Source organism: Achromobacter sp. SD115, from assembly GCF_017355315.1.
In the GTDB taxonomy this organism is placed as follows: domain Bacteria; phylum Pseudomonadota; class Gammaproteobacteria; order Burkholderiales; family Burkholderiaceae_B; genus Achromobacter; species Achromobacter xylosoxidans_B.
The window spans coordinates 217,423-236,666 of the sequence record NZ_JADIJM010000001.1; the positions used below are offsets into that span (position 1 = coordinate 217,423).

Annotated in this window: 13 protein-coding genes; 11 read left to right on the top strand and 2 right to left on the bottom strand. The window is 67.6% G+C overall.

Annotated features, from left to right (window positions below):
* The first annotated feature begins 225 nt into the window (after positions 1-225).
* The 8 genes from IPU70_RS00925 (at position 226) to IPU70_RS00960 (ending at position 13,385) form a co-directional block, all read left to right on the top strand.
* Complete coding sequence (locus IPU70_RS00925; protein ID WP_207464238.1) at positions 226-792, top strand: hypothetical protein; 567 nt, start codon at positions 226-228, stop codon at positions 790-792.
* A 99-nt stretch (positions 793-891) separates the two neighbouring features.
* Complete coding sequence (locus tag IPU70_RS00930) at positions 892-1,386, top strand: nucleoside deaminase (RefSeq protein WP_207464239.1); 495 nt, start codon at positions 892-894, stop codon at positions 1,384-1,386.
* A gap of 90 nt (positions 1,387-1,476) precedes the next feature.
* Positions 1,477-1,965, top strand: a complete 489-nt coding sequence (locus IPU70_RS00935) for a hypothetical protein (RefSeq protein ID WP_207464240.1) — start codon at positions 1,477-1,479, stop codon at positions 1,963-1,965.
* A gap of 87 nt (positions 1,966-2,052) precedes the next feature.
* Positions 2,053-3,354, top strand: coding sequence for a UDP-N-acetylglucosamine 1-carboxyvinyltransferase (locus IPU70_RS00940; RefSeq protein WP_013394461.1), 1,302 nt, complete (start codon positions 2,053-2,055; stop codon positions 3,352-3,354).
* Between the two features lie 207 nt (positions 3,355-3,561).
* Positions 3,562-4,953: an FAD-binding oxidoreductase gene (locus IPU70_RS00945; RefSeq protein ID WP_207464241.1), complete on the top strand. Its 1,392-nt coding sequence runs from the start codon at positions 3,562-3,564 to the stop codon at positions 4,951-4,953.
* 290 nt (positions 4,954-5,243) lie between these two features.
* On the top strand, positions 5,244-10,781 hold the full coding sequence (locus tag IPU70_RS00950; RefSeq protein WP_207464242.1) for an autotransporter domain-containing protein: 5,538 nt from the start codon (positions 5,244-5,246) through the stop codon (positions 10,779-10,781).
* Positions 10,782-10,901: 120 nt separating this feature from the next.
* Positions 10,902-12,299: an HdeD family acid-resistance protein gene (locus IPU70_RS00955; RefSeq protein ID WP_207464243.1), complete on the top strand. Its 1,398-nt coding sequence runs from the start codon at positions 10,902-10,904 to the stop codon at positions 12,297-12,299.
* A 36-nt stretch (positions 12,300-12,335) separates the two neighbouring features.
* Positions 12,336-13,385, top strand: coding sequence for a DUF4105 domain-containing protein (locus IPU70_RS00960; protein WP_207464244.1), 1,050 nt, complete (start codon positions 12,336-12,338; stop codon positions 13,383-13,385).
* Here the strand turns inward: IPU70_RS00960 and IPU70_RS00965 are convergent.
* Together IPU70_RS00965 and IPU70_RS00970 are read right to left on the bottom strand one after the other, a co-directional pair.
* Complete coding sequence (locus tag IPU70_RS00965) at positions 13,334-14,929, bottom strand: FAD-dependent monooxygenase (RefSeq protein WP_207464245.1); 1,596 nt, start codon at positions 14,927-14,929, stop codon at positions 13,334-13,336. The two genes, IPU70_RS00960 and IPU70_RS00965, sit on opposite strands and share 52 nt — an antisense overlap.
* Positions 14,930-15,088: 159 nt before the next feature.
* Positions 15,089-15,994: a LysR family transcriptional regulator gene (locus IPU70_RS00970; RefSeq protein ID WP_207464246.1), complete on the bottom strand. Its 906-nt coding sequence runs from the start codon at positions 15,992-15,994 to the stop codon at positions 15,089-15,091.
* 112 nt (positions 15,995-16,106) lie between these two features.
* On the opposite strand from IPU70_RS00970, the gene IPU70_RS00975 reads away from it, so the two are divergent.
* The 3 genes from IPU70_RS00975 to IPU70_RS00985 are packed head-to-tail and all read left to right on the top strand — an operon-like array spanning position 16,107 to position 19,227.
* The gene (locus IPU70_RS00975; RefSeq protein ID WP_207464247.1) at positions 16,107-17,789 is read left to right on the top strand and encodes an alkaline phosphatase family protein; all 1,683 of its coding nucleotides are present in this window, start codon (positions 16,107-16,109) and stop codon (positions 17,787-17,789) included.
* A 10-nt stretch (positions 17,790-17,799) separates the two neighbouring features.
* Positions 17,800-18,252, top strand: a complete 453-nt coding sequence (locus tag IPU70_RS00980) for a cupin domain-containing protein (protein WP_207464248.1) — start codon at positions 17,800-17,802, stop codon at positions 18,250-18,252.
* Between the two features lie 3 nt (positions 18,253-18,255).
* On the top strand, positions 18,256-19,227 hold the full coding sequence (locus IPU70_RS00985; RefSeq protein WP_207464249.1) for a tripartite tricarboxylate transporter substrate binding protein: 972 nt from the start codon (positions 18,256-18,258) through the stop codon (positions 19,225-19,227).
* Positions 19,228-19,244: the final 17 nt, after the last annotated feature.

Sequence of the window (19,244 nt, forward strand, 5' to 3'; positions counted from 1 at the left end):
GCGGGCGGCGGGACGGCATGGACTGGCACGGCGGTGCGCCGTATCCATTGGCAATTTAAATAACGAATGGATACACAAGCTCAAACAACAGCAATTATCGGGGTCCGATGGCCGTGCTAATTTATGCGCCCGCCGACCCTCGGCCCAGGCCCACCCGCGGCGGTGTCCCCGTCAGGCTGGCCAAGCCGGGCAGCCGCGCCCTCCTACCCCTATTTGACGAGAACCATGCACAAGAACCTCGAGAGCGACAGCCCCATCGCCCAGGGAAAAAAGCGGATGTCCAGCCTGCTGCTGGCGGCAGGCCTGGCCTTTGCGGCAGCCACGCCGGTCATGGCGGTGCCTCCGATCAAGGCGCATCAAGGCGCTCCCGCTGCGGCGCCCGCCGCGGCCCCTGCCGCGGGCGCCCCCTCGGGTTCGGCGCAGAAGACCGACATCCAGAACCAGGCCGCCTACGAGCGCCTGATGAACAACAGCGGCATCACGCTGCAGTGGCTCTGGTCCGCGCAGCGCGGCAAGTTGACCGCGACGGATGAAAACGACCTGGTCCGCATCGAGGGCACGCAGGCCAACCACGAGGGCACGCTGAAGATCAAGGGCGATATCGTCTCGATCGCCAGCGACCGCTTCGTCTTCCGCGGCACGATCCTGATCCTGGACGCGCCGGACAAGGGCCGGCGCTGCGAACGCAACGGCGAATTCGAGTTCCGCGCCACCGGCAAGCGCAAGTACTGGCGCCTGCAGCAGATGGAAGCCTGCGGCGGGCTGACCGACTACGTGGACGTGTATTACTAAGCCGAGCGGCAAGAAGGCTATGCTTGCGGCTGCATGCCGGCGGCCTCCCCATCCACAACCCGCCGGCCCCCGCCACGCGGCATATACGAGGAGGCTCGCATGATCACCGAAACGGACAAGCAACACTTGGCGCGATGCGTCGAGCTGGCGAAACAGGCGCTGGATGCGGGCGACGAGCCCTTCGGCTCGGTACTCGTGTCGCCCAGCGGCGAGGTCCTGTTCGAAGACCATAACCATGCGTCCAGCGGCGACCGCACGCGCCATCCGGAATTCGCGATTGCCCGCTGGGCCGCCAATAATGTGCCTGCCGCCGAGCGCGCCGCCTGCACCGTCTATACCTCCGGCGAACACTGTTCCATGTGCGCCTCGGCGCATGGATGGGTGGGTCTGGGCAGGATCGTCTATGCCTGCTCGTCCACCCAGTACCGGCAATGGCTGCAGGAATGGGGCGTCGCCCCGACATCGAAGGTGCGCCCGCTGGCCATCGCCGAGGTCGTCGATGGCCTTGCGGTGGAGGGGCCGGTGCCGGAATTCGCCGAGCAGGTCAGGCTGCTGCATCAGGAAAGAATGCGACGCCGGGCCCAGGCGCGGTAGCTCCGCCCGGACGGCGGTTACCGCCCGTCTCAATCGTCAGTCGCAATCCGCAGTATTCTCGCTGCACCGCATTATGAACAGGACTCCCGCATGCCCTCTGCCCTGACCAAGTGGCTCGCCAGCATCGCATTCGGCGCGCTCGTCGCCTGGGCCAGTCATGGCGTCCTCGGTCCGGTCATGCTGCGCATGTTCGGACTGGCGGACGCGACGGGGCTTGCCTATGCGGCAGCGCTGGACCGGATGCTGATCGCGACCAGCGTCGTGTCGCTGCTGACCGGTGTGGCGCTCGTCGCGGCGCTCGTGCGCATTCCCAATTTCCGCCGCCTGCTCGGCTGGGGCTGCGCGGTGCTTGGCCTGATCCTCCTGCTGACCCTGCTGGCCGGCCTGCTCGGCATGGAACCCGGCATCTTCAATCCGGCCACCGGCGGCAAGCAGGCCGCCAACGACGCCTATACGGCGCTGTTTTTCTGGGCACTGATTTTCGGCCTGCCTTATCTGGTGACTGGCCTGGCGCTGACCATAGGCGGCTGGGTCCTGATCCGCAGGAATCCCGGCCCCGGCGCCGCCAGGCCGGCATGACACCGGCGCCGCGCCCCCTTACAGTGTGAAATTACCGGGAGCCCAACTGGCTCCGCACTTCCTCTTTCTTCTCGCCCTATTCGCTCCATGTCCAACCTCATCGTCCACGGCGGCACCCCTTTGCGCGGCCGCGTCATCCCTTCGGCCAACAAGAACGCGGTGCTGCCGGTGCTGTGCGCCACCTTGCTGACCGACCAGCCGCTGCGGCTGCACGGCGTGCCCGACATCACGGACGTGCGCAAGATCCTGGACATCTTCCGCACCCTGGGCAGCGACGTGCGGCTGGACGAGTCCACCCGCACCCTGGACCTGCACCACCGCGACACTGCCTTCGATGCCGCCAGCCACCGGCTGCCCGAGGAAATGCGCTCGTCCATCATGCTGGTGCCGCCGCTGCTGGCGCGCTTTGGCGTGGCGCGGCTGGAAGACAACGTCAAGGGCTGCACCTTGGGCGTGCGCGAGATCGATCCGCACGTGGACATCTTCCGCTCCTTCGGCGGCGAGGTGGAACGCGCCAGCGGCTCGCTGCTGGTGCGCAGCAGCGGCCCCTTGAAGCCGACCCATCATTGGCTGGACTACGCCTCGGTGACGACCACCGAGAACTTCGTGCTGTGCGCGGCCGCCGCTCAAGGCGAATCGACCCTGACGAATGCAGCCTCCGAGCCGCACGTGCAGGAGTTCTGCCGCTTCATGGCGATGATGGGCGCGGACATCGACGGCATCGGCACGTCGCGCCTGACGGTGCGCGGCGGCGCCCGCCTGGGCGGCGGCGAATTCACCTTCGAGGAAGACTTCCACGAAATCACCACCTTTCTCGCGCTGGGCGCGATCACGGGCGGCGACGTGGTGGTGCGCAACAGCACGCCGGAAAACTTCCCCCTGATCGACCGCACCTTCGCCAAGTTCGGGGTGCAGATCGTGCACGAGAACGGCTGGTCGCGCGCGCTGCGTTCCGGGCCGCTGAAAGTGCAGACGCCTTTCACCAGCAATGTGCTGACCAAGGTCGAGGCGGCGCCGTGGCCCTATTTCCCGGTGGACCTGCTGCCCATCTTCATCGCGCTGGGCGTGTGCGCCGAGGGCAACGCCATGTTCTGGAACAAGGTCTACGACGGCGCGCTGGGCTGGACCGGCGAACTGTCCAAGTTCGGCGCGCACGTGTTCTCGTCGGATCCGCACCGATTGATCACCTTCGGCGGCCGGCCGTTGACGCCCGCGGTGGTTGAAAGCCCCTACATCATCCGCGTCGCCATCGCGCTCTTCATGATCGCCAGCAGCATCGACGGTCGTTCGGAGATCCGCAACGCCACGCCGATCCGCCGCGCCCATCCGCGCTTCGTCGAGAACCTGCGCAGCCTCGGCGTGCAGGTGGAATGGACCAGCGAGGAGTAAGCTCTCCAGATACGCACGCCACGGCGCGCAAAATGGGAGCAGGCCGACCGGCTCCCGGCGCGGCGCGCCGCCCCTCCCCGGGTCATGGCCCCCTCACGCAGGAGGCGTATCCCATGCCGCGCCCGAATCCATAGGCGGCCAGGGCCTGCTCCGCAGGCCCCTGTTTCAGAGGTTGTTCACGAAGCTGCACCTTCAAGGAGGTGTGTGATGAGCAAACTTTCCGATAGCGCCCTGGACGATCTGAAAGCCTCTGCCCGAGGCCAGGTCTTGAGCCCGGGAGACGCCGGCTACGAAGACGCCCGAAAAATATGGAATGCGATGATCGACCGCCGGCCGGCGGTGATCTTCCGCTGCGCGGGCGCGGCCGACGTGCGACGCGCCGTGGATTTCGCGCGCGACAACGGTCTGGTCCTGTCCGTGCGCGGCGGCGGCCACAACATCGCAGGCACCGCCGTGTGCGACGACGGCATGATGATCGACTTGTCGCTGATGAAGTCGGTGCGCGTCGATCCCCTGCGCGCCCGGGCCTATGTCGAGCCCGGCGCCACCCTGGCCGATTTCGACCATGAGGCCCAGGCTTTTGGCCTGGCGACGCCGCTGGGCGTCAATTCCACCACTGGCGTGGCCGGGCTGACGCTGGGCGGCGGCTTCGGCTGGCTGACCCGCAGGTTCGGCATGAGCATCGACAACCTGCTCTCGGCCGACGTCGTCACCGCGGACGGCAAACTGCTGCACGCCAGCGAACAGGACAACCCGGACCTGTTCTGGGCGATCCGGGGCGGCGGCGGCAATTTCGGCGTGGTCACCATGTTCGAATTCCAGCTGCATCCCGTTGGCCCCGAGGTTTATGGCGGCCTGGTGGTGCTGCCGCTGGAACAGGGCAAGGAAGCGCTGTCGAAGTACCGCGACGCGCTGGCTGCCATGCCCATGGAACTGACGGTTTGGGCCGTGCTGCGGCTGGCGCCCCCGCTGCCCTTCCTGCCGCAAGCGGTGCATGGCAAGCCCATGGTCGCCTTCGCCGTGTGCTATTCGGGCGATCCGGCCAAGGGACCTGCTGCCGTCGAGGTCGTGCGCAAGCTGGGCAAGCCTTATGGCGAACATCTGGGACCCATGCCGTATACCGCCTGGCAAAAGGCCTTCGATCCCTTGCTGACGCCCGGAGCCCGCAACTACTGGAAGTCGCACAATCTGGGCGGCCTGGAGGACGGGCTGATCGACGCCATCGTCGCGGCGGTGGAAAACCTGCCGTCGCCGCAATGCGAGATCTTCCTGGGCTACATCGGCGGCGTGGCCGGTGGGGTGCCGGTGTCCGCCACGGCCTATCCGCACCGCTCGGCGCAATTCGCCATGAACGTGCACGGACGCTGGGACTTCCCGGAAGAGGACGAGCGCTGCGTCGCGTGGGCCCGGACGCTGTTCCGCACCACCGAGCCCTATGCGCAGGAGGGGGTGTACGTGAACTTCCTGACGCAGGATGAGCCCGAACGTCTGGGCGCCGCCTACGGGCCGAACTTCGACCGGCTGGTCCAGGTGAAGACCCGCTACGACCCGCACAATCTGTTCCGGCATAACCAGAACATCAGGCCGGCGACGCCCTGACGGGAACGCGCGGCGGGGACGGTCTGGCAGACGCCGGATGTCCCTGCCGCGTTCGAGGCTGTCGCAGCGCGAACCCGCGCCTTCACAGCAGCTCGTCGTGCTTCGGACCCTGCGCTTTTACCCCCCAAATACCAAGATTCAGGGATACCAGCCCGCAGGCTGGACGCCTAAACTTCGGCCTATCTTTTCGCCGTAACGATTTGTGCGACGGCTTTCGTTTTGATGCATTTGCGATGACGCGGCGGATTCGCAGCTGAAACGCGCGCGTCCGTCCCGTACAGGAGCAAGGCTTGAACCACGTTTACCGGCTGGTGTGGAACCGTAAATTGCGCGTCTGGCAGGCGGCATCGGAATTGGCGTCGCAGTCGCGCGGCGGCGGTTCGCAGGCCGGCAGAGCCGTAGCGGCACGCGCGTTCCGCCCGGTGCTGTGCATGGCGCTGGGGATTGCCCTGTCGTCGCTGAGCACCGCCCTCCAGGCCGCGTGCACACAGGCGGGTATGGTTGTGACGTGCTCGGGGAATGCCGATCCCGCGCAACCTGGCTATGCCAACGCTACAAACAACCTCCAGGTCATTTTGGACAGCTCCGCGACGCTCGGCGTCCTGCCCGCTGGTGGAGGCGCGGCGCTAAGCCTGACCGGCAGCAACGCGACCTTGATCAACGACGGCAGGATCGACGCCAATCTGCTCGGCAGGCCCCAGACCCTGTCGGGCGGGGTTGCGGCGGGCAATGCTACCGCCCACACCTTCAGGCTCACCAATAGGGGATGGATAGGCGGAACCACGGGGGCTGACAACGTCCTGCCAAATCTCAGCGCCATGGCGATAGCCGTGCAGAATGGAACCGGAGGAACCAGCCATCTGAGCAATGCGGGCACGATCCGCAGCCAAACGATCCCGGGCATATCGATCCAGGCCGAGGATATCCCCGTGGTCGCCGTTTACGGCGGCGGCAACGTGGACTTCGTCAATGAAAGCACGGGCACGATCACCGGCCGCGTGGCTTTCGAGGCCTCGGGTACGCCCGGCACGGGCCACAGCTTCGTCAATGCCGGGACCATCGACGGCAGCGTATGGTTGGGCCAGGGCGGCAACAATACCTTTACCGCGGTGTCGGGATCCTCGGTGAGTCGGGGCCAAGGCTACGCCACGGCGGATCTGACCGTCCTCGGCATGCCCAGCCTGAAATTCGCGCCGCCTGGCACGGTCAACGGCGGCCTGGGCGCCGGCAATACGCTGGTGCTGCAGAATGTCCTGCCGACGAACGGTACGGGCACCGGCACGGGCGGACCGAGCACCACGATTTCCGGCGACACATACATCAACTTCCAGAACCTGCGCGTCAACAGCGGCACCTGGACGTTGACGGGGACGGCGCTGGCCCATGGCGGAAACGTCGAGCTGAACGGCGGCCTGGTCACACTCGCCAATAGCAACGTGCTTGGCCCGGGCCAGGTAAACGCAAACGGAGGCTCCCTGGCCGCCGGCATCGGCATGACCCTGGGCAACGACTTTGTGCTCGGGCCCCAGGGCCTGACGATGCAGGGCGCCAACGCGATCACACTTGCAGGCGGACTGTCCGGCGGGGGACACCTGACGCTGAACGGTACCGCCCCCGTCATCCTGAGCGGGACCAACAACTACGCCGGCGGCACCACCGTGGGCCAGGAAGCGGAGCTGCGAGGCAATGCCCAGAGCCTGCAAGGCGACATCGCCGTCGATGGCGCGCTGGTATTCACCCAGGCCACCAGCGCCACCTATGCGGGCAACCTTTCTGGCGGCGGCTCCCTCACCAAGGAAGGCGCAGGCACCTTGACGCTGACCGGCGCCCACACCTACGCCGGCGCCACCGCCATTTCCGCCGGCACGCTCGCGCTGGCCATGTCTGGCCGCCTGCCTGCCAGCCAGGTATCGCTGCAATCCGGCGCAACGCTGGACCTGAGGACGGCCTCCGGTCAGACCATCGCCGCGTTGAGCGGACTCGACGGCAGCGTCATGCTGGGCACGAATGCGCTGTCCCTGAACGGCAGCACCAACAATATATTCGGCGGCGTCATATCGGGCTCGGGCGCACTCATCAAGTTGGGCACCGGGACGCAGACGCTGACCGGCAGCAACACTTTCACGGGCGAAGTCATCATCAACGGCGGCACGCTGGCCGTCGGGGCGGGCGCCCTGCCGACGAACTCGGCCATCTGGATCTATACCGGCGGCACGTTCGATCTGTCTGCCGCCGGCTCCCTGAGTATTGGCACCCTTGGCGGCAACGGCGGCAGGATGGAACTCGGCGCCAGTACGCTGACCGTCGGCGGCGGCACCTATGCGGGCGTGGCTGGCGGCACGGGAGGAATCAACAAGGCCGGAACCGGCACGCTGACGCTGAACGGCGTCAATACCTACCGCGGCCCCACGCTGGTGCAAAACGGGGCGCTGCGTATCGGCGGGGACGCCTCGAAGTCGACGGCCAGCCTCGCCAGCAATGTCAACGTGGCAGGCGGCGCCTCGGTGGGCGGCTTCGGCAGCGTCAACGGCAATGTATCGATCGCGGCAAACGGCCGCCTGGCTCCCGGCAACCCCGGCGGCACATTCACCATCAACGGCAACCTCGTCATGCAGCAGGGCAGCGTGGCTGCCTTCAGTTTCGGCGCGCCAGGCACGGGTTCCGCTCCCGGCGCGGGCCATAGCGTGACGGTCAACGGCGACCTGACGTTGAACCGCGTGCAACTCGAGGCCAGCGATGCCGGCGGATTCGGCGTCGGCCTGTACCGGCTGTTCGACTACACCGGGAATCTGGCCCTGGGAAATGGCGGCATCCTGCCCGCCACGGGCCTGGGGATCCAATACCTGGCCGGAGCCAAGCAGATCAATCTGATCAATAGCGCCAACCTCGAACTCAACTTCTGGAACGCCAACCGGCAGGCTGGCGCCACCCAGCTGGGCGGCGGCTCCGGAGTCTGGTCGCGCACCGATGCCAATTGGACCGATGCCGTCGGCACGATGACGTCAGCTCGCCAGCCCGCTGATGCATTCGCCATCTTCGGTGGCGCCGCAGGCACGGTGACCGTGGACACGGCAACCGGACCGGTCGAGGCCAAAGGCATCCAGTTCGCCAGCGACGGCTACCGTCTGAACGGCGACTCCCTGGCATTGACCGGAACCACGCCAGGCGCGGCGGGCGAATTGCGCGTGGGCGATGGCAGCCTGGCGTCCCGGGCCTGGACCGCCACCATCGACAACGTCCTCACGGGCGCCGGCATCGACAAGACCGGGCTGGGCACGCTGGTGCTGAACGGCGCCAATACCCATACCCAGACCACCCGCATCAGCAGGGGCTCCCTGTCGGTGTCCAGCGACGCCAACCTCGGCGCGGCGACGGCCGGACTGGACTTCCAGGGCGGCACGCTGCGTGTCACCGGCACGGGCTTCCAAGGCACCGCCCGCAATATCAACCTGGGCGCGGCAGGCGGCGGCTTTGACATCGCCGACGCCGCCAACACCTACACCGTCGCGCAAGCGTTGTCTGGCAACGGCAAGCTGGCCAAGCTCGGCGCCGGCACGCTTGTTCTCACCGGAAACAACTCCTATCTGGGCGGCACGACGGTCCAGGCGGGCACGCTGCAGATCGGCGATGGCGCCGTCTCGGGCAGCATCGCCGGCAACGGGTCCGTCGAGGCCGGCGCCACCCTCGCGTTCAAGCGCAGCGACCGCTTGGTTTTTGCCGGCGATCTGAGCGGCGCGGGCGAACTGCGCCACGCCGGCACGGGCACGCTGGTGTTGACTGGCCAGAACACGCTCACGGGCGCCACGACCATCGAGTCCGGCACGCTGCAAGTGGGCGATGGCGGAACCTCGGGCGCCGTGGCGGGCAACATCGTCAACAATGGCAGCCTGGTCTTCAACCGCGCGGACGATATCCGCTATGCCGGCGCGCTTTCCGGCAGCGGCGCGATGGCCAAGGCGGGCGCGGGTTCACTGGTCCTGACGGGCGACAGCAGCGCCTACGCTGGCGCCGCGCAACTGTCTGCCGGCACGCTGCAGGTGGACGGCAAGCTGGGCGGCCAGCTCCACGCCGGCGCCGGCACGACGCTGGCCGGCAGCGGCACGCTGAATGAGGTGACCATCGGCGCTGGCGCCACGCTGGCGCCGGGCAATGCCGCCTCCCCCCATGGCCGGCTGAATCTGCTGGGCGACCTGAATTTCAAGCCGGGCGCCGCCTACCGCGTCGCCACCACCGCCGGCGGCCTGCACAGCAGCGTGCATGTGGCCGGCACCGCCAGACTGGCCGGCTCCGTCGTGCAGCTTGCCGAGAACGGCAATTACGCGCCTTCGACCACGTACGCCATCCTGACTGCGGACCATGGCGTGCAAGGCCGTTTTGATGCCGTCTCCAGCAACTTCGCATTCCTCTCCCCGTCGCTGAACTACGACGCGAACAAGGTCAATCTGGTGGTGAGCCTGAAGCAGGTTCCGGATAACGGCGGCACGCCTCCTGTGGACGGTGGGACGCCTCCCGTGGACGGTGGCACGCCTCCCGTGGATGGCGGCACGCCTCCCGTGGATGGCGGCACGCCTCCCGTGGACGGCGGCACGCCTCCCGTGGACGGCGGCACGCCTCCCGTGAACGGCGGCACGCCTCCTGTGGATGGTGGCACGCCTCCCGTGGACGGCGGCACGCGCCCCATCGAGTTCGCCGACGCCGCGGTCACCGGCAACCAGCGCGCCGTCGCCCGGGCGCTGCAAAGCCTGCCTGGCGGCAGCGCGCTGCGCCTGCATGTGCTGAACCTGCCCAACGGCGCGCCCCCCGCAGCCTTCAATGCCCTGTCTGGCGAGTCCCACGCCAGCGCAATGTCAGGCCTGCAAAGCACGGCCAGCGCCTTCATCCAGGCGCCGCTGACGCGCCTGCGCAGCAATCTCAACGCTGGCTGGATGCCAGGCGCGCCGACGGCGCAGTTGGGCCTCGGCGATGCAGCCTCCCTGCCCCGCCCTGCGGCGCAACCCCTGTGGACGCAGGTCTACGGCACCTGGACCACACTGGACGGCGACGGCAACGCGGCCAAGACCACCCAGTCCGACACCGGCATCACCATCGGCGGCGACCAGGCCGTCGGCGGCGGCTGGCGCCTGGGCGGCGCCCTGGGCTACAACAGCGGCCGCAGTCGGACCAGCGACCGTGCTTCCAACACGCAAGCCGACAGCTACAGCCTCACCGTCTACGGCGGCAAGGCCTTCGAGGCGGGCGCTGGCAAGATCAACCTGAGCCTGGGCGCGGCCTACACCTGGCACGACCTGGATACCCAGCGCAATACGGCCGGGGCCGGCCTGGACCAGACGCTCAAGGCCAGCTACGGCGCCAGCACCGGGCAATTCTTCGGCGAGCTCGGCTACGCCGTGCCGCTGAACGACCGCATCACCCTAGAGCCCTTCGTCGGCGCGAACTACAGCGACCTGCGCACGCGCGGCTTCTCGGAATCCGGCGGCGACGCAGCGCTGCGCGGCGAGAGCGGCCGCAACACTGTAACGACCACGACACTGGGCCTGCATGCGCTAAGCACTTTTGAAAGCGCCGGCGCCCGCGGCCAGGTGCATGGCACGCTGGGCTGGCGCCATGCCTTTGGCGAACGCAATCCCGCCAGCACCCTGTCCTTTGTCCAAGGCAGCGACGCGTTCACCGTCACCGGCGCGCCGATCGCGCGCGATGCGGCTGTGATCGAGTTGGGCGTGGGCATCGAGGTCAGCAAACGCACCACGGTGGCAGTCAGCTACGGCGGGCAGTACGGCGGCGGCAACCGCCAGAGCTCAGGCACACTGGACGTGCGATATCGATTCTGAAGGGCCAGGGTCAGGCCCATGGCCTGGCCCTCGCGACGCCTGCTGAAATCCCGCCACGCGGGAAAAATTTGTTAATGTGTTCAGCAGCCCCCCCATTATGAAAAAGGAGCGCTCGGAACAATGGGTAATCTTGTCTTATTGCTGCTGGGCGTAGAGTACCTGCGCAAACGTGCCCGCGCCTTGTACGTCATCGGCGGCCTGCTCCTGCTCATAGGCGTTACGCTTTTCATCGATGCGCTCGACAACGCGGTGTATTTCCCGCTGAATTTCTTCGCCGCCCTGTTGGTCATCGAGGGCCTGGCCACGCTGATGATCGCCAAGTCGGGGGTGGGTGGCCAGCGGGTGCTGCGCTATGCCAAGGGCGCCATCGTGCTGACCGCCGGCATGCTGGTCCTGGTCGGCGACCATCACGGGCACTTCGTGCTGTCCATGCTGTTCGGACTGATGTTCCTGGTGGACGGGCTGATCCAGTGCATGGCCGCCTATGTGGTGCGCTACGAACGCTGGCGCTACGTGTTCGCCTCGGGCGTGGTGGAAATACTGCTGGCCATTTTCTTTTTCCAGCCCTACCCCACCCACTACGTCGGCACGGTGCCGTACTGCCTCGGGCTGTTCCTGGCGTTCTCCGGCCTGCGGCTCCTGTCCCTGGCGCGCCGGGTCCGCAACCTGGACTCCAACCCGGCACTGGACGTCAACCCTCATCCGGACTTCATGCCCACACGTGCCGAGAGCCCGGCGCAAACGGTATTCGACGGCCCGCCTCTGGAATCCGAGCGCGCCTTGACCGTCCACGTCTGGACGCCGTCGGGCTCGGCCAAGAACGAAACGCGCAACTATCCCGTGGTGAACCGCTACATCGCCGCCGTCGACATCAATGGCGTCGTGTCCACCGGCCACGCGGCGCTGGAATCGCCGGAAGGCGTGTACATCAGCCTGTATCCGGCCCAGGAGATCGACCACTCCCCCGAACAATTCGGCACGCTGCTGCGCGCCACGGCGGAAAACAACGTTCCCGGCGTGTTCCAGCCTGACTACGCCACCGAATCCAAGGCCTGGACGCCGTCGACGATGCGGGTGCGCATCCGCAATTACGACGCGGCCAAGCTGCAGACGTTCTGGGACGAATACCGCAAGACCACGACCTACAACCTGACGTACCGCAACTGCTCCAGCTCCGTGTCCAACGCCCTGGAGGCGGCGCTGGACGGCGTAGTCGGCCGCCTGCACGGCCCCGGCGCCGGATGGCGCGTGCTGCTGCGCCTGCTGCTGACGCCGGAGTTGTGGGTGGCGGCGCAGATCCGCAAGCGCGCGTTGACCATGGCCTGGACCCCGGGCCTGACGCTGGACTATGCCCGCGCGCTGAGCATGCTGGCCGACCCGCGTCCGTTCGGCTGGTGGAAGATGTCGCAGCACGCCCTGAGCCAGATCGCCCGCATGCGCGCTGGCTGGCGCAAGCAGGACCGCAACGCGCATGCCCGCAACGCGGAGCAGGCCGAATCCTCGCAAGGAGCGCAATGACGGGCGTCCACACCCCGCCTTGCGCATGAAGACGCCATGATCCTGCAGATAGCGATCGGGCTGGGCATACTGGTCAGCGCCGCCTGGGGCGCGGCCGCCCTCTGGTTCCAGTCGCCGTTCGCCGGCCGCGCGCGCGCCATCCTGCCGGCAGCCTGGCTGGCGCTCGCGGCCGCGGCGCTGACCGGACTGATAATGGGAAAGTCCCTGCCCGCCTGGCTGTACGCCGCGCTGCTGCTGGCCCTGCTGGCGTGGTGGCGCCTGGGCGTGCGCGCGTCGAACGAGCGCCAGTGGATGCCGGAGGTGGCGCGCCAGACCGAGGGGTCGGTCGAGGGCGACATCGTCACCCTGCGCAACGTGCGCAACTTCGACTGGCGCACCCGCAGCGACTACGACGTACGCTGGGAAACCCGCTCCTACGACCTGTCGCGCCTGGACGCGGTGGACCTGGCGCTGTCGTATTGGGGCCGGCCGGCCATCGCCCACGCCATGGTGTCGTTCGGCTTTGCCGACGGCCAACACGTCGTGTTCTCGGTGGAGATCCGCCGCAAACTGCACGACGTGTTTTCCGAAATCGGCGGCTTCTTCCGCCAGTACGAACTGTCGGTGCTGGCCTCGACCGAGGAAGACAGCCTGCGCGTGCGCACCAATGTGCGCGGCGAGGAAGGCTATCTGTACCGCGTGCACATGCCGGAAGGCGCGGCCCGCAAGCTGTTCCTGTCCTATGTGGAAACGGCCACGCGGCTGGTGAAGAAGCCGCGCTTCTACAACACGCTGACGGGCAACTGCACCACCATCGTCTACCGGCTGGCCGACCAGATCGTGCCGGGCCTGCCGCTGGATTACCGCGTGCTGTTTTCGGGCTATCTGCCCGAATACCTGTACCGCCTGGACGCGCTGGAAGGCGCGGACAGCCCTCAGGCCTACCGGCAGGCCGGCCACTACACGCAACGCGCCCGCGCGACGCTCGACCCGGCGCAGTTCTCGCGCAATATCCGGCGCGGCGTGCCGGGCGTGCCGCAGGCTGCCGCCCCCGATCAGGACGACGCGGGCGTACCCGGCGCGGGCGCGCGCAGCAGCGCTACGTAAGCCCCCAGGGTCTCCGCGTGGCGTTCTTCCGCGCGCAACCCGACGTGGCCGTCCGCCCTGACGACCAGCAACAGGACATGCCTCACGCCCAGCCGTCCGGCCATCGAGGGATCCAGGTAGCCGTCCACATCGTCAATGTCCGCATTCGCCGTCAAGGCGATCACGGCTTCGATGATGGAGCCGTCGGATAGCGGCTCGATCGCGGCACGGACCTGGGCCAGCGCCTCCCTGGGCGTGCGCGGACCGCCAAGAATGAAGACCGTGTGGCCTCTGCGGTTGGTGTGGTCGTGCAACATCCCCTCGCCTCCCGCCGCAAGACGGATCGGGATCTGGTCCGGTAGCCGCTGCCCCGGCGAAACGGGGTCGTGCCGGTCTCCCATGACGATGGGTGAATCGGCGTAGTCGATGTCCAGCTCCGCCTCGGCCACGGCCTCATGATGCTGCGAGGCGCCGTCCTCGAAGGCCTTGCGGATGGCGGCATTGCGCTCGCGCAACACGTCCGGATCGGTGGCCAACTGCGCGCTTTCGGCCTCGTCGCCCGATGCCAGCACGCGCTGTGCGGCGGGACGGCGCTCCGCCTGGTAGCTGTCGAGCAGCCAGTCCGAGCACTGCCCGCCGCACACCAGCGCCAGCTTCCAGGCCAGATTGACGGCGTCGTGCAGGCCGGTGTTCATGCCGTGGCCCTGGGCCGGACTGCAGGTATGCGCGGCGTCGCCGGCCAGCAGGACGCGGCCGGCACGGAACTGCCGCGCGACTTTCGTGTAGCAGCGGAAGCGCGCCGGATGGGCAACGTCCTCGAAGCGGGCTTCGGGCAGATAGCGCCGCAGCGTGGACAAGGCATCGGCCACCAGATCGGAGTCTTCGGCGCTGGGCCGCAGATACACGCGCCAACGTTGGCCGGGCAGCGCCGTCAGGATGACCGGGATGCGGTCCAGGTAGGCGTAATTGGCTTCAAAAATCTCGGGCCAGCCACTGACCGCGGCATCGAACACGGCCCAAGGCTGGCTGATGTCGTGGCCGTCCTGTTCGATGCCGGCTAGCGCGCGCACCGTGCTTTGGTGACCGTCGCAACCTATCACCCACTGGGCCAGCACTTCGATCTCGCCGGCCGGCTGTTCGATCCTGGCCAGCATGCCGTCCGGCCGTTCCCGCAGGTCCACCAGCTTGCTTGCCCGCTGCACGCCGCCGCCGTGGCTGGCCAGATAGTCGGCGAGGATGGTCTCGGTGACCTCTTCCGAAATCCCGATGTTGTAGGGATAGCGGCTGCCGCAAAGGTCCAGATCGATTTCGCCCAGCACCTTGCCATCGGCGTGGATGCGCGCGCCGCGCTGCTTCACGCCTGCCCTCAGCAGCGGTTCCACGATGCCCAGCGAATCGAATATCTCCAGCGAACGGGGATGGACCACCGTTGCGCGGTCCCATTCCAGCGGCCGCTCATGCGCATCGATCAGCAGGCATTGCACGCCGCGCCGTTGCAGTTCGGCGGCGGTGAGCAGGCCCGCCGGACCGGCGCCAACCACCAGGACTGTCGTTGCGATCACCATGATGAGGCCTCTGGAAACGTCGAGGCGGCCCGTATTGCGCCTCGGCACGAATCCAAAAAAATAAGACCGGGCATGGCCAACCGTCAAAGATATTGAGGCTTACGCCGCTGGCATGGCTTGCCGGGCCGGTCTCAACCTTTTGGACCGATCCGTCGCGTTTCAGGGATGGCCGGCCAGCTGCGCGGCCTCGCCCAGCAGCGCGTCCAGTAGGCGGCGCGCCGGCACCGTCAGCGGCGCGTCGGCGCGGTGCGTCACGTAGATGACGGTCTTGGGCAAGGGATCGGCGAGGTCGAGCCGGACCAGTCCTAGCGCCGGGCCGTAACGGTCCAGAAACCCCTGCGGCATGATGCCGATCAGGTCCAGCTGCGGCATCAGCGCCAGCAGCGTGGAGAAGGACTCGCATTCGAGCTGCAGGTGCAGGGTGCGCGCCTGCGCTTCATCGGCATAGAGCGCCCTCGGATCGCCCGGCCCCTGCGCCGGCCCGGTCAACACCCACGCCGCCTCGGCCAGCTCGCTCAGCCGCCGCGCGCCTGCCAGCGGATGCGCGGCGCGCGCGACGATGACAGACTGGCTTTCGAACAGCGGCTGCACCGCCAGGTCGCCGCCGCCGCCCGCCTCGGGCAGCGGCCCCAGCGCCATGTCGAGTTCGCCAGAACGGATGCGTTCCAGCGCCTGCGGATACAGCGTGTCGCGCACCCGCAGCCGCACCTGCGGCCAGCGCGCGCCATAGCGCGCCACCGCGCCCGGCGCCAGCAAGATGGCGGCGGCAGGCGACACGCCCAGCGTCACCTGGGCTTCGGCGCCGCGCAGATGCCAGGCCAGGTCTTCGCGGGCCTTTTCGATTTCGCGCATGACCACGGCGGCGCGCGCCGCGAGGATCTCGCCGGCCTGCGCCAGCCGCACGCCCTTGGGCGTGCGCACCACGAGTTCAGCGCCGACCTCTTCTTCCAGCTGGCGCAGCGATTTGGTCAGCGCCGGCTGCGACACGTTGAGGACTTGCGCGGCGGCGCGCATGCTGCCGGTCCGGGCCAAGGTAAGCAACAGGTTCAGATGCTGGAGTCGCAAGCCGGCTCTCCGGCCGATTACCTGGGGTAATCGACATCAAAACAATTCAAGGGATGCGCGCGCAGGTCGTCGATAGAATTCCTGCATACCCCATCGGAGACAGGAGCCTAGCATGACCCGAGGCGTGAAGAACATTCTCTTCATCATGTGCGACCAGCTGCGCTACGACCATCTTTCCTGTTTTGGCCACCCCAGGCTGAAGACGCCGAATCTGGACGCGCTGGCCGCGCGCGGCATGATCTTCGACCGGGCCTATGTGCAGTCGCCCGTGTGCGGCCCCTCGCGCATGAGCTACTACACCGGACGCTATGTGCATGCGCACGGCGCCAGCTGGAACTTCGTGCCGCTGAAGGCCGGCGAGATGACCATAGGCGACCATCTGCGGCCGCTGGGGGTGCGTTCCGTGCTGGTGGGCAAGACGCATATGCGCGCCGACGCGGCGGGCATGTCGCGGCTGGGCATAGACCCGGCTTCCGTCATCGGCCGCCGCATAGCCGAATGCGGCTTCGACGCCTACGAACGCGACGATGGCATCCACCCGTATTCGGGCCACGATCCGGACCCGCGCTACAACGACTATCTGCGCGCGCAGGGCTATGGCGGCGACAACCCCTGGGAGAGCTGGGCCAATTCCGCCCAGGACGCGGACGGCACGGTACGGTCGGGCTGGTTCCTGAAGTACTCCAATCTGCCCGCGCGCGTGCCCGACGAGCATTCGGAAACGCCGTACATCACGCGCCGGGCGATGGACTTCATCAGCGAGGCCGGCGAACAGCCCTGGTGCCTGCACCTCTCCTACATCAAGCCGCACTGGCCCTATCTGGCGCCGGCGCCCTACGCCGGCATGTATGGCGCGGAAGACGCGCTGCCGGTGGTCCGCTCCGACGCCGAACGCGCCGATCCGCATCCCGTGTACGCGGCGATGATGCAGCATCGCGTGTCGGCGACCTTCTCCGAGCCCGGCGTGCGCGAGGCGGTCATGCCCGGCTACATGGGACTGATCAAGCAGATCGACGACCAGCTCGGCGTGCTGTTCCGCTTCATGGAGGCGCGCGGCCTGTTCGACAACACCATGATCGTCTTCACCTCCGATCACGGCGACTATCTGGGCGACCATTGGATGGGGGAAAAGGACCTGTTCCATGAACCCGTCATCCGCATGCCGCTGATCGTCTACGACCCGGACCCGCGCGCCGATGCGGCCCGCGGCACGCGCTGCGCGGCCATGGTCGAAGCGATAGACCTGGCGCCGACCTTCCTGGAAGCCTGCGGCGGCGTGCCGGTGCCGCACATCATGGACGGCCGCTCACTGCGCCCCCTGCTGTTCGGCCAGAAACCACAGGATTGGCGCGACCACGTCATCTGCGAATACGACTACGCCTTCCAGGATTCGCGCATCGCGCTGGGGACGCCGGCGCGCCAGGCCTGGCTGCGCATGGTGCGTGATGAACGCTGGAAGTACGTGCTGGCCGAAGGCTACCGGCCGATGCTGTACGACCTCCAGGAAGACCCCAATGAATTCGTCGACCTGGGCGCGTCGCCCGCGCACGAGGCGGTGCGCCGGCGCATGGAGGACCTGCTGTTCCGCTGGGCGCGCCAGCCGCGCCAGCGCGCCACGGTGGCCGACGGCACCATCGAGTCCATTGAAGTCCAGCCGCGCATATCCGAAGGCGGCATCCTGATCGGCTATTGGGACGAAGCCGACCTGGCACGCGCCCGGCAGACCTTCAAGCCCCGCTTCGCATCATCCAACCCGCTCGTGAAGCCGACGCTGGATCGGCTCTCGCAATCCTGAGGAGTGCACCATGATTCTCGAAACCCCCGACATCACCCGCGCCCAGGCCGGCCTGGACGGCGTCTCCTGGAACATCCTGGGCCAGGTGTACGTGCCCAAGCAGATCAGCCTGGACAGCATTTCCTGGCACGCCACTTTCCCGGAAGAATCCTTCGTGCCCCCGCACGTGCATCCCAACCAGGACGAGTACATCTTCGTGTTGGACGGCCGCATCGACCTGCTGCTGGACGGCAAGAAAACCTCGGCCGGCCCGGGCGATCTGGTGCGCATGCCCCGCGGCGTCCCGCATGCGTTCTTCAACAATTCGGGCGTCGCCGCCACCGCGCTGTTCTGGGCCGCGCCCGCCGGCAAGCTGCTGGAGCTGTACCGGCGCATCCACAACATGTCGAGTCCGGCGGAGGTGGTGGCGGTGGCGCCGGAGTACGACGTGATCTTCATGCCGCCTGTTTCGTCAGCGGCCTGAACCATGCGCCGCCGCACGCTACTGAAGGGCCTGTCCGGGGCCCTTGCCTGTACCCTGCCGTGGTCCGCGCGGGCCGCGTACCCGGACAAGCCCGTACGCATCATCGTGCCGCTGCCCGCGGCGAGTCCCGCCGACGTGCTGGCGCGCGTGGTGGCCGAGAGGCTACAGCGCCTGTGGGGACAACCGGTAGTGGTGGAAAACCGGCCGGGCGCGACCGGCATGATAGGCCTGGACGCCGTCGCGCGGGCCGCGCCCGACGGCTATACGGTAGGCATCATGTTCCTCAGCCACACGGTGCTGCCGGCGCTGTTCGGCAAGGTGTCCTACCGCACGGACGGCGATTTTGCGCCGATCGCCAATCTGGTCTGGCTATACAACGTGTTGATGGTCCCGCCGGGCAGCGAATACACCGACGTGCGCAGTCTGGTGGAACAGGCCAAGCGCCAGCCCGGCAAGCTCAGCTATGGCTCCGGCGGAAACGGCTCGCCCGCCCATCTGCTGGGCGCGGCCTTCTGCCAGGCGGCGGGCATAGACATGCTGCACGTGCCGTTCAAGGGCCCGGCGGAAGCGGCGCAGGCGCTGATGGGCGGCTACGTGCAGACCATGTTCGCCACCGCCTCCGTCGCCGTGCCGCTGGCGCAGTCCGGCAAGCTGCGCGCGCTGGCCGTCACGCGCGACGGCGGCATGAGCGCCCTGCCTGGCGTACCCACGCTGGCCGAGGCCGGCGTGCCGGCCTACAACCTGAAGGAATGGGAGGGCATCGTCGCGCCTGCAGGCACGCCGCCGGACCTGATCGCAAAATGGAACAGCGCCATGCAAGCCATCCTGGCCGACGCCGGGGTGCGCGACAAACTGGCCGGCCTGGGCATGGAAGCCGCCCAGCCCAATACGCCGGCCGAGTTCACGGGACTGATACGGGGTGAGCTGCAGCGCTGGTCGGCGTTCGTGTCGGACCAGAAGCTGCGCAACGGATAGGCCGCCGCGCCCTTGGG

Excerpts from the sequence above, each read along its gene's own strand:
- IPU70_RS00925 (WP_207464238.1), top strand. The coding sequence starts at position 226 with ATGCACAAGAACCTCGAGAGCGACAGCCCCATCGCCCAGGGAAAAAAG.
- IPU70_RS00930 (WP_207464239.1), top strand. The coding sequence starts at position 892 with ATGATCACCGAAACGGACAAGCAACACTTGGCGCGATGCGTCGAGCTG.
- IPU70_RS00935 (WP_207464240.1), top strand. The coding sequence starts at position 1,477 with ATGCCCTCTGCCCTGACCAAGTGGCTCGCCAGCATCGCATTCGGCGCG.
- IPU70_RS00940 (WP_013394461.1), top strand. The coding sequence starts at position 2,053 with ATGTCCAACCTCATCGTCCACGGCGGCACCCCTTTGCGCGGCCGCGTC.
- IPU70_RS00945 (WP_207464241.1), top strand. The coding sequence starts at position 3,562 with ATGAGCAAACTTTCCGATAGCGCCCTGGACGATCTGAAAGCCTCTGCC.
- IPU70_RS00955 (WP_207464243.1), top strand. The coding sequence starts at position 10,902 with ATGGGTAATCTTGTCTTATTGCTGCTGGGCGTAGAGTACCTGCGCAAA.
- IPU70_RS00960 (WP_207464244.1), top strand. The coding sequence starts at position 12,336 with ATGATCCTGCAGATAGCGATCGGGCTGGGCATACTGGTCAGCGCCGCC.
- IPU70_RS00965 (WP_207464245.1), bottom strand. The coding sequence starts at position 14,929 with ATGGTGATCGCAACGACAGTCCTGGTGGTTGGCGCCGGTCCGGCGGGC.
- IPU70_RS00975 (WP_207464247.1), top strand. The coding sequence starts at position 16,107 with ATGACCCGAGGCGTGAAGAACATTCTCTTCATCATGTGCGACCAGCTG.
- IPU70_RS00980 (WP_207464248.1), top strand. The coding sequence starts at position 17,800 with ATGATTCTCGAAACCCCCGACATCACCCGCGCCCAGGCCGGCCTGGAC.
- IPU70_RS00985 (WP_207464249.1), top strand. The coding sequence starts at position 18,256 with ATGCGCCGCCGCACGCTACTGAAGGGCCTGTCCGGGGCCCTTGCCTGT.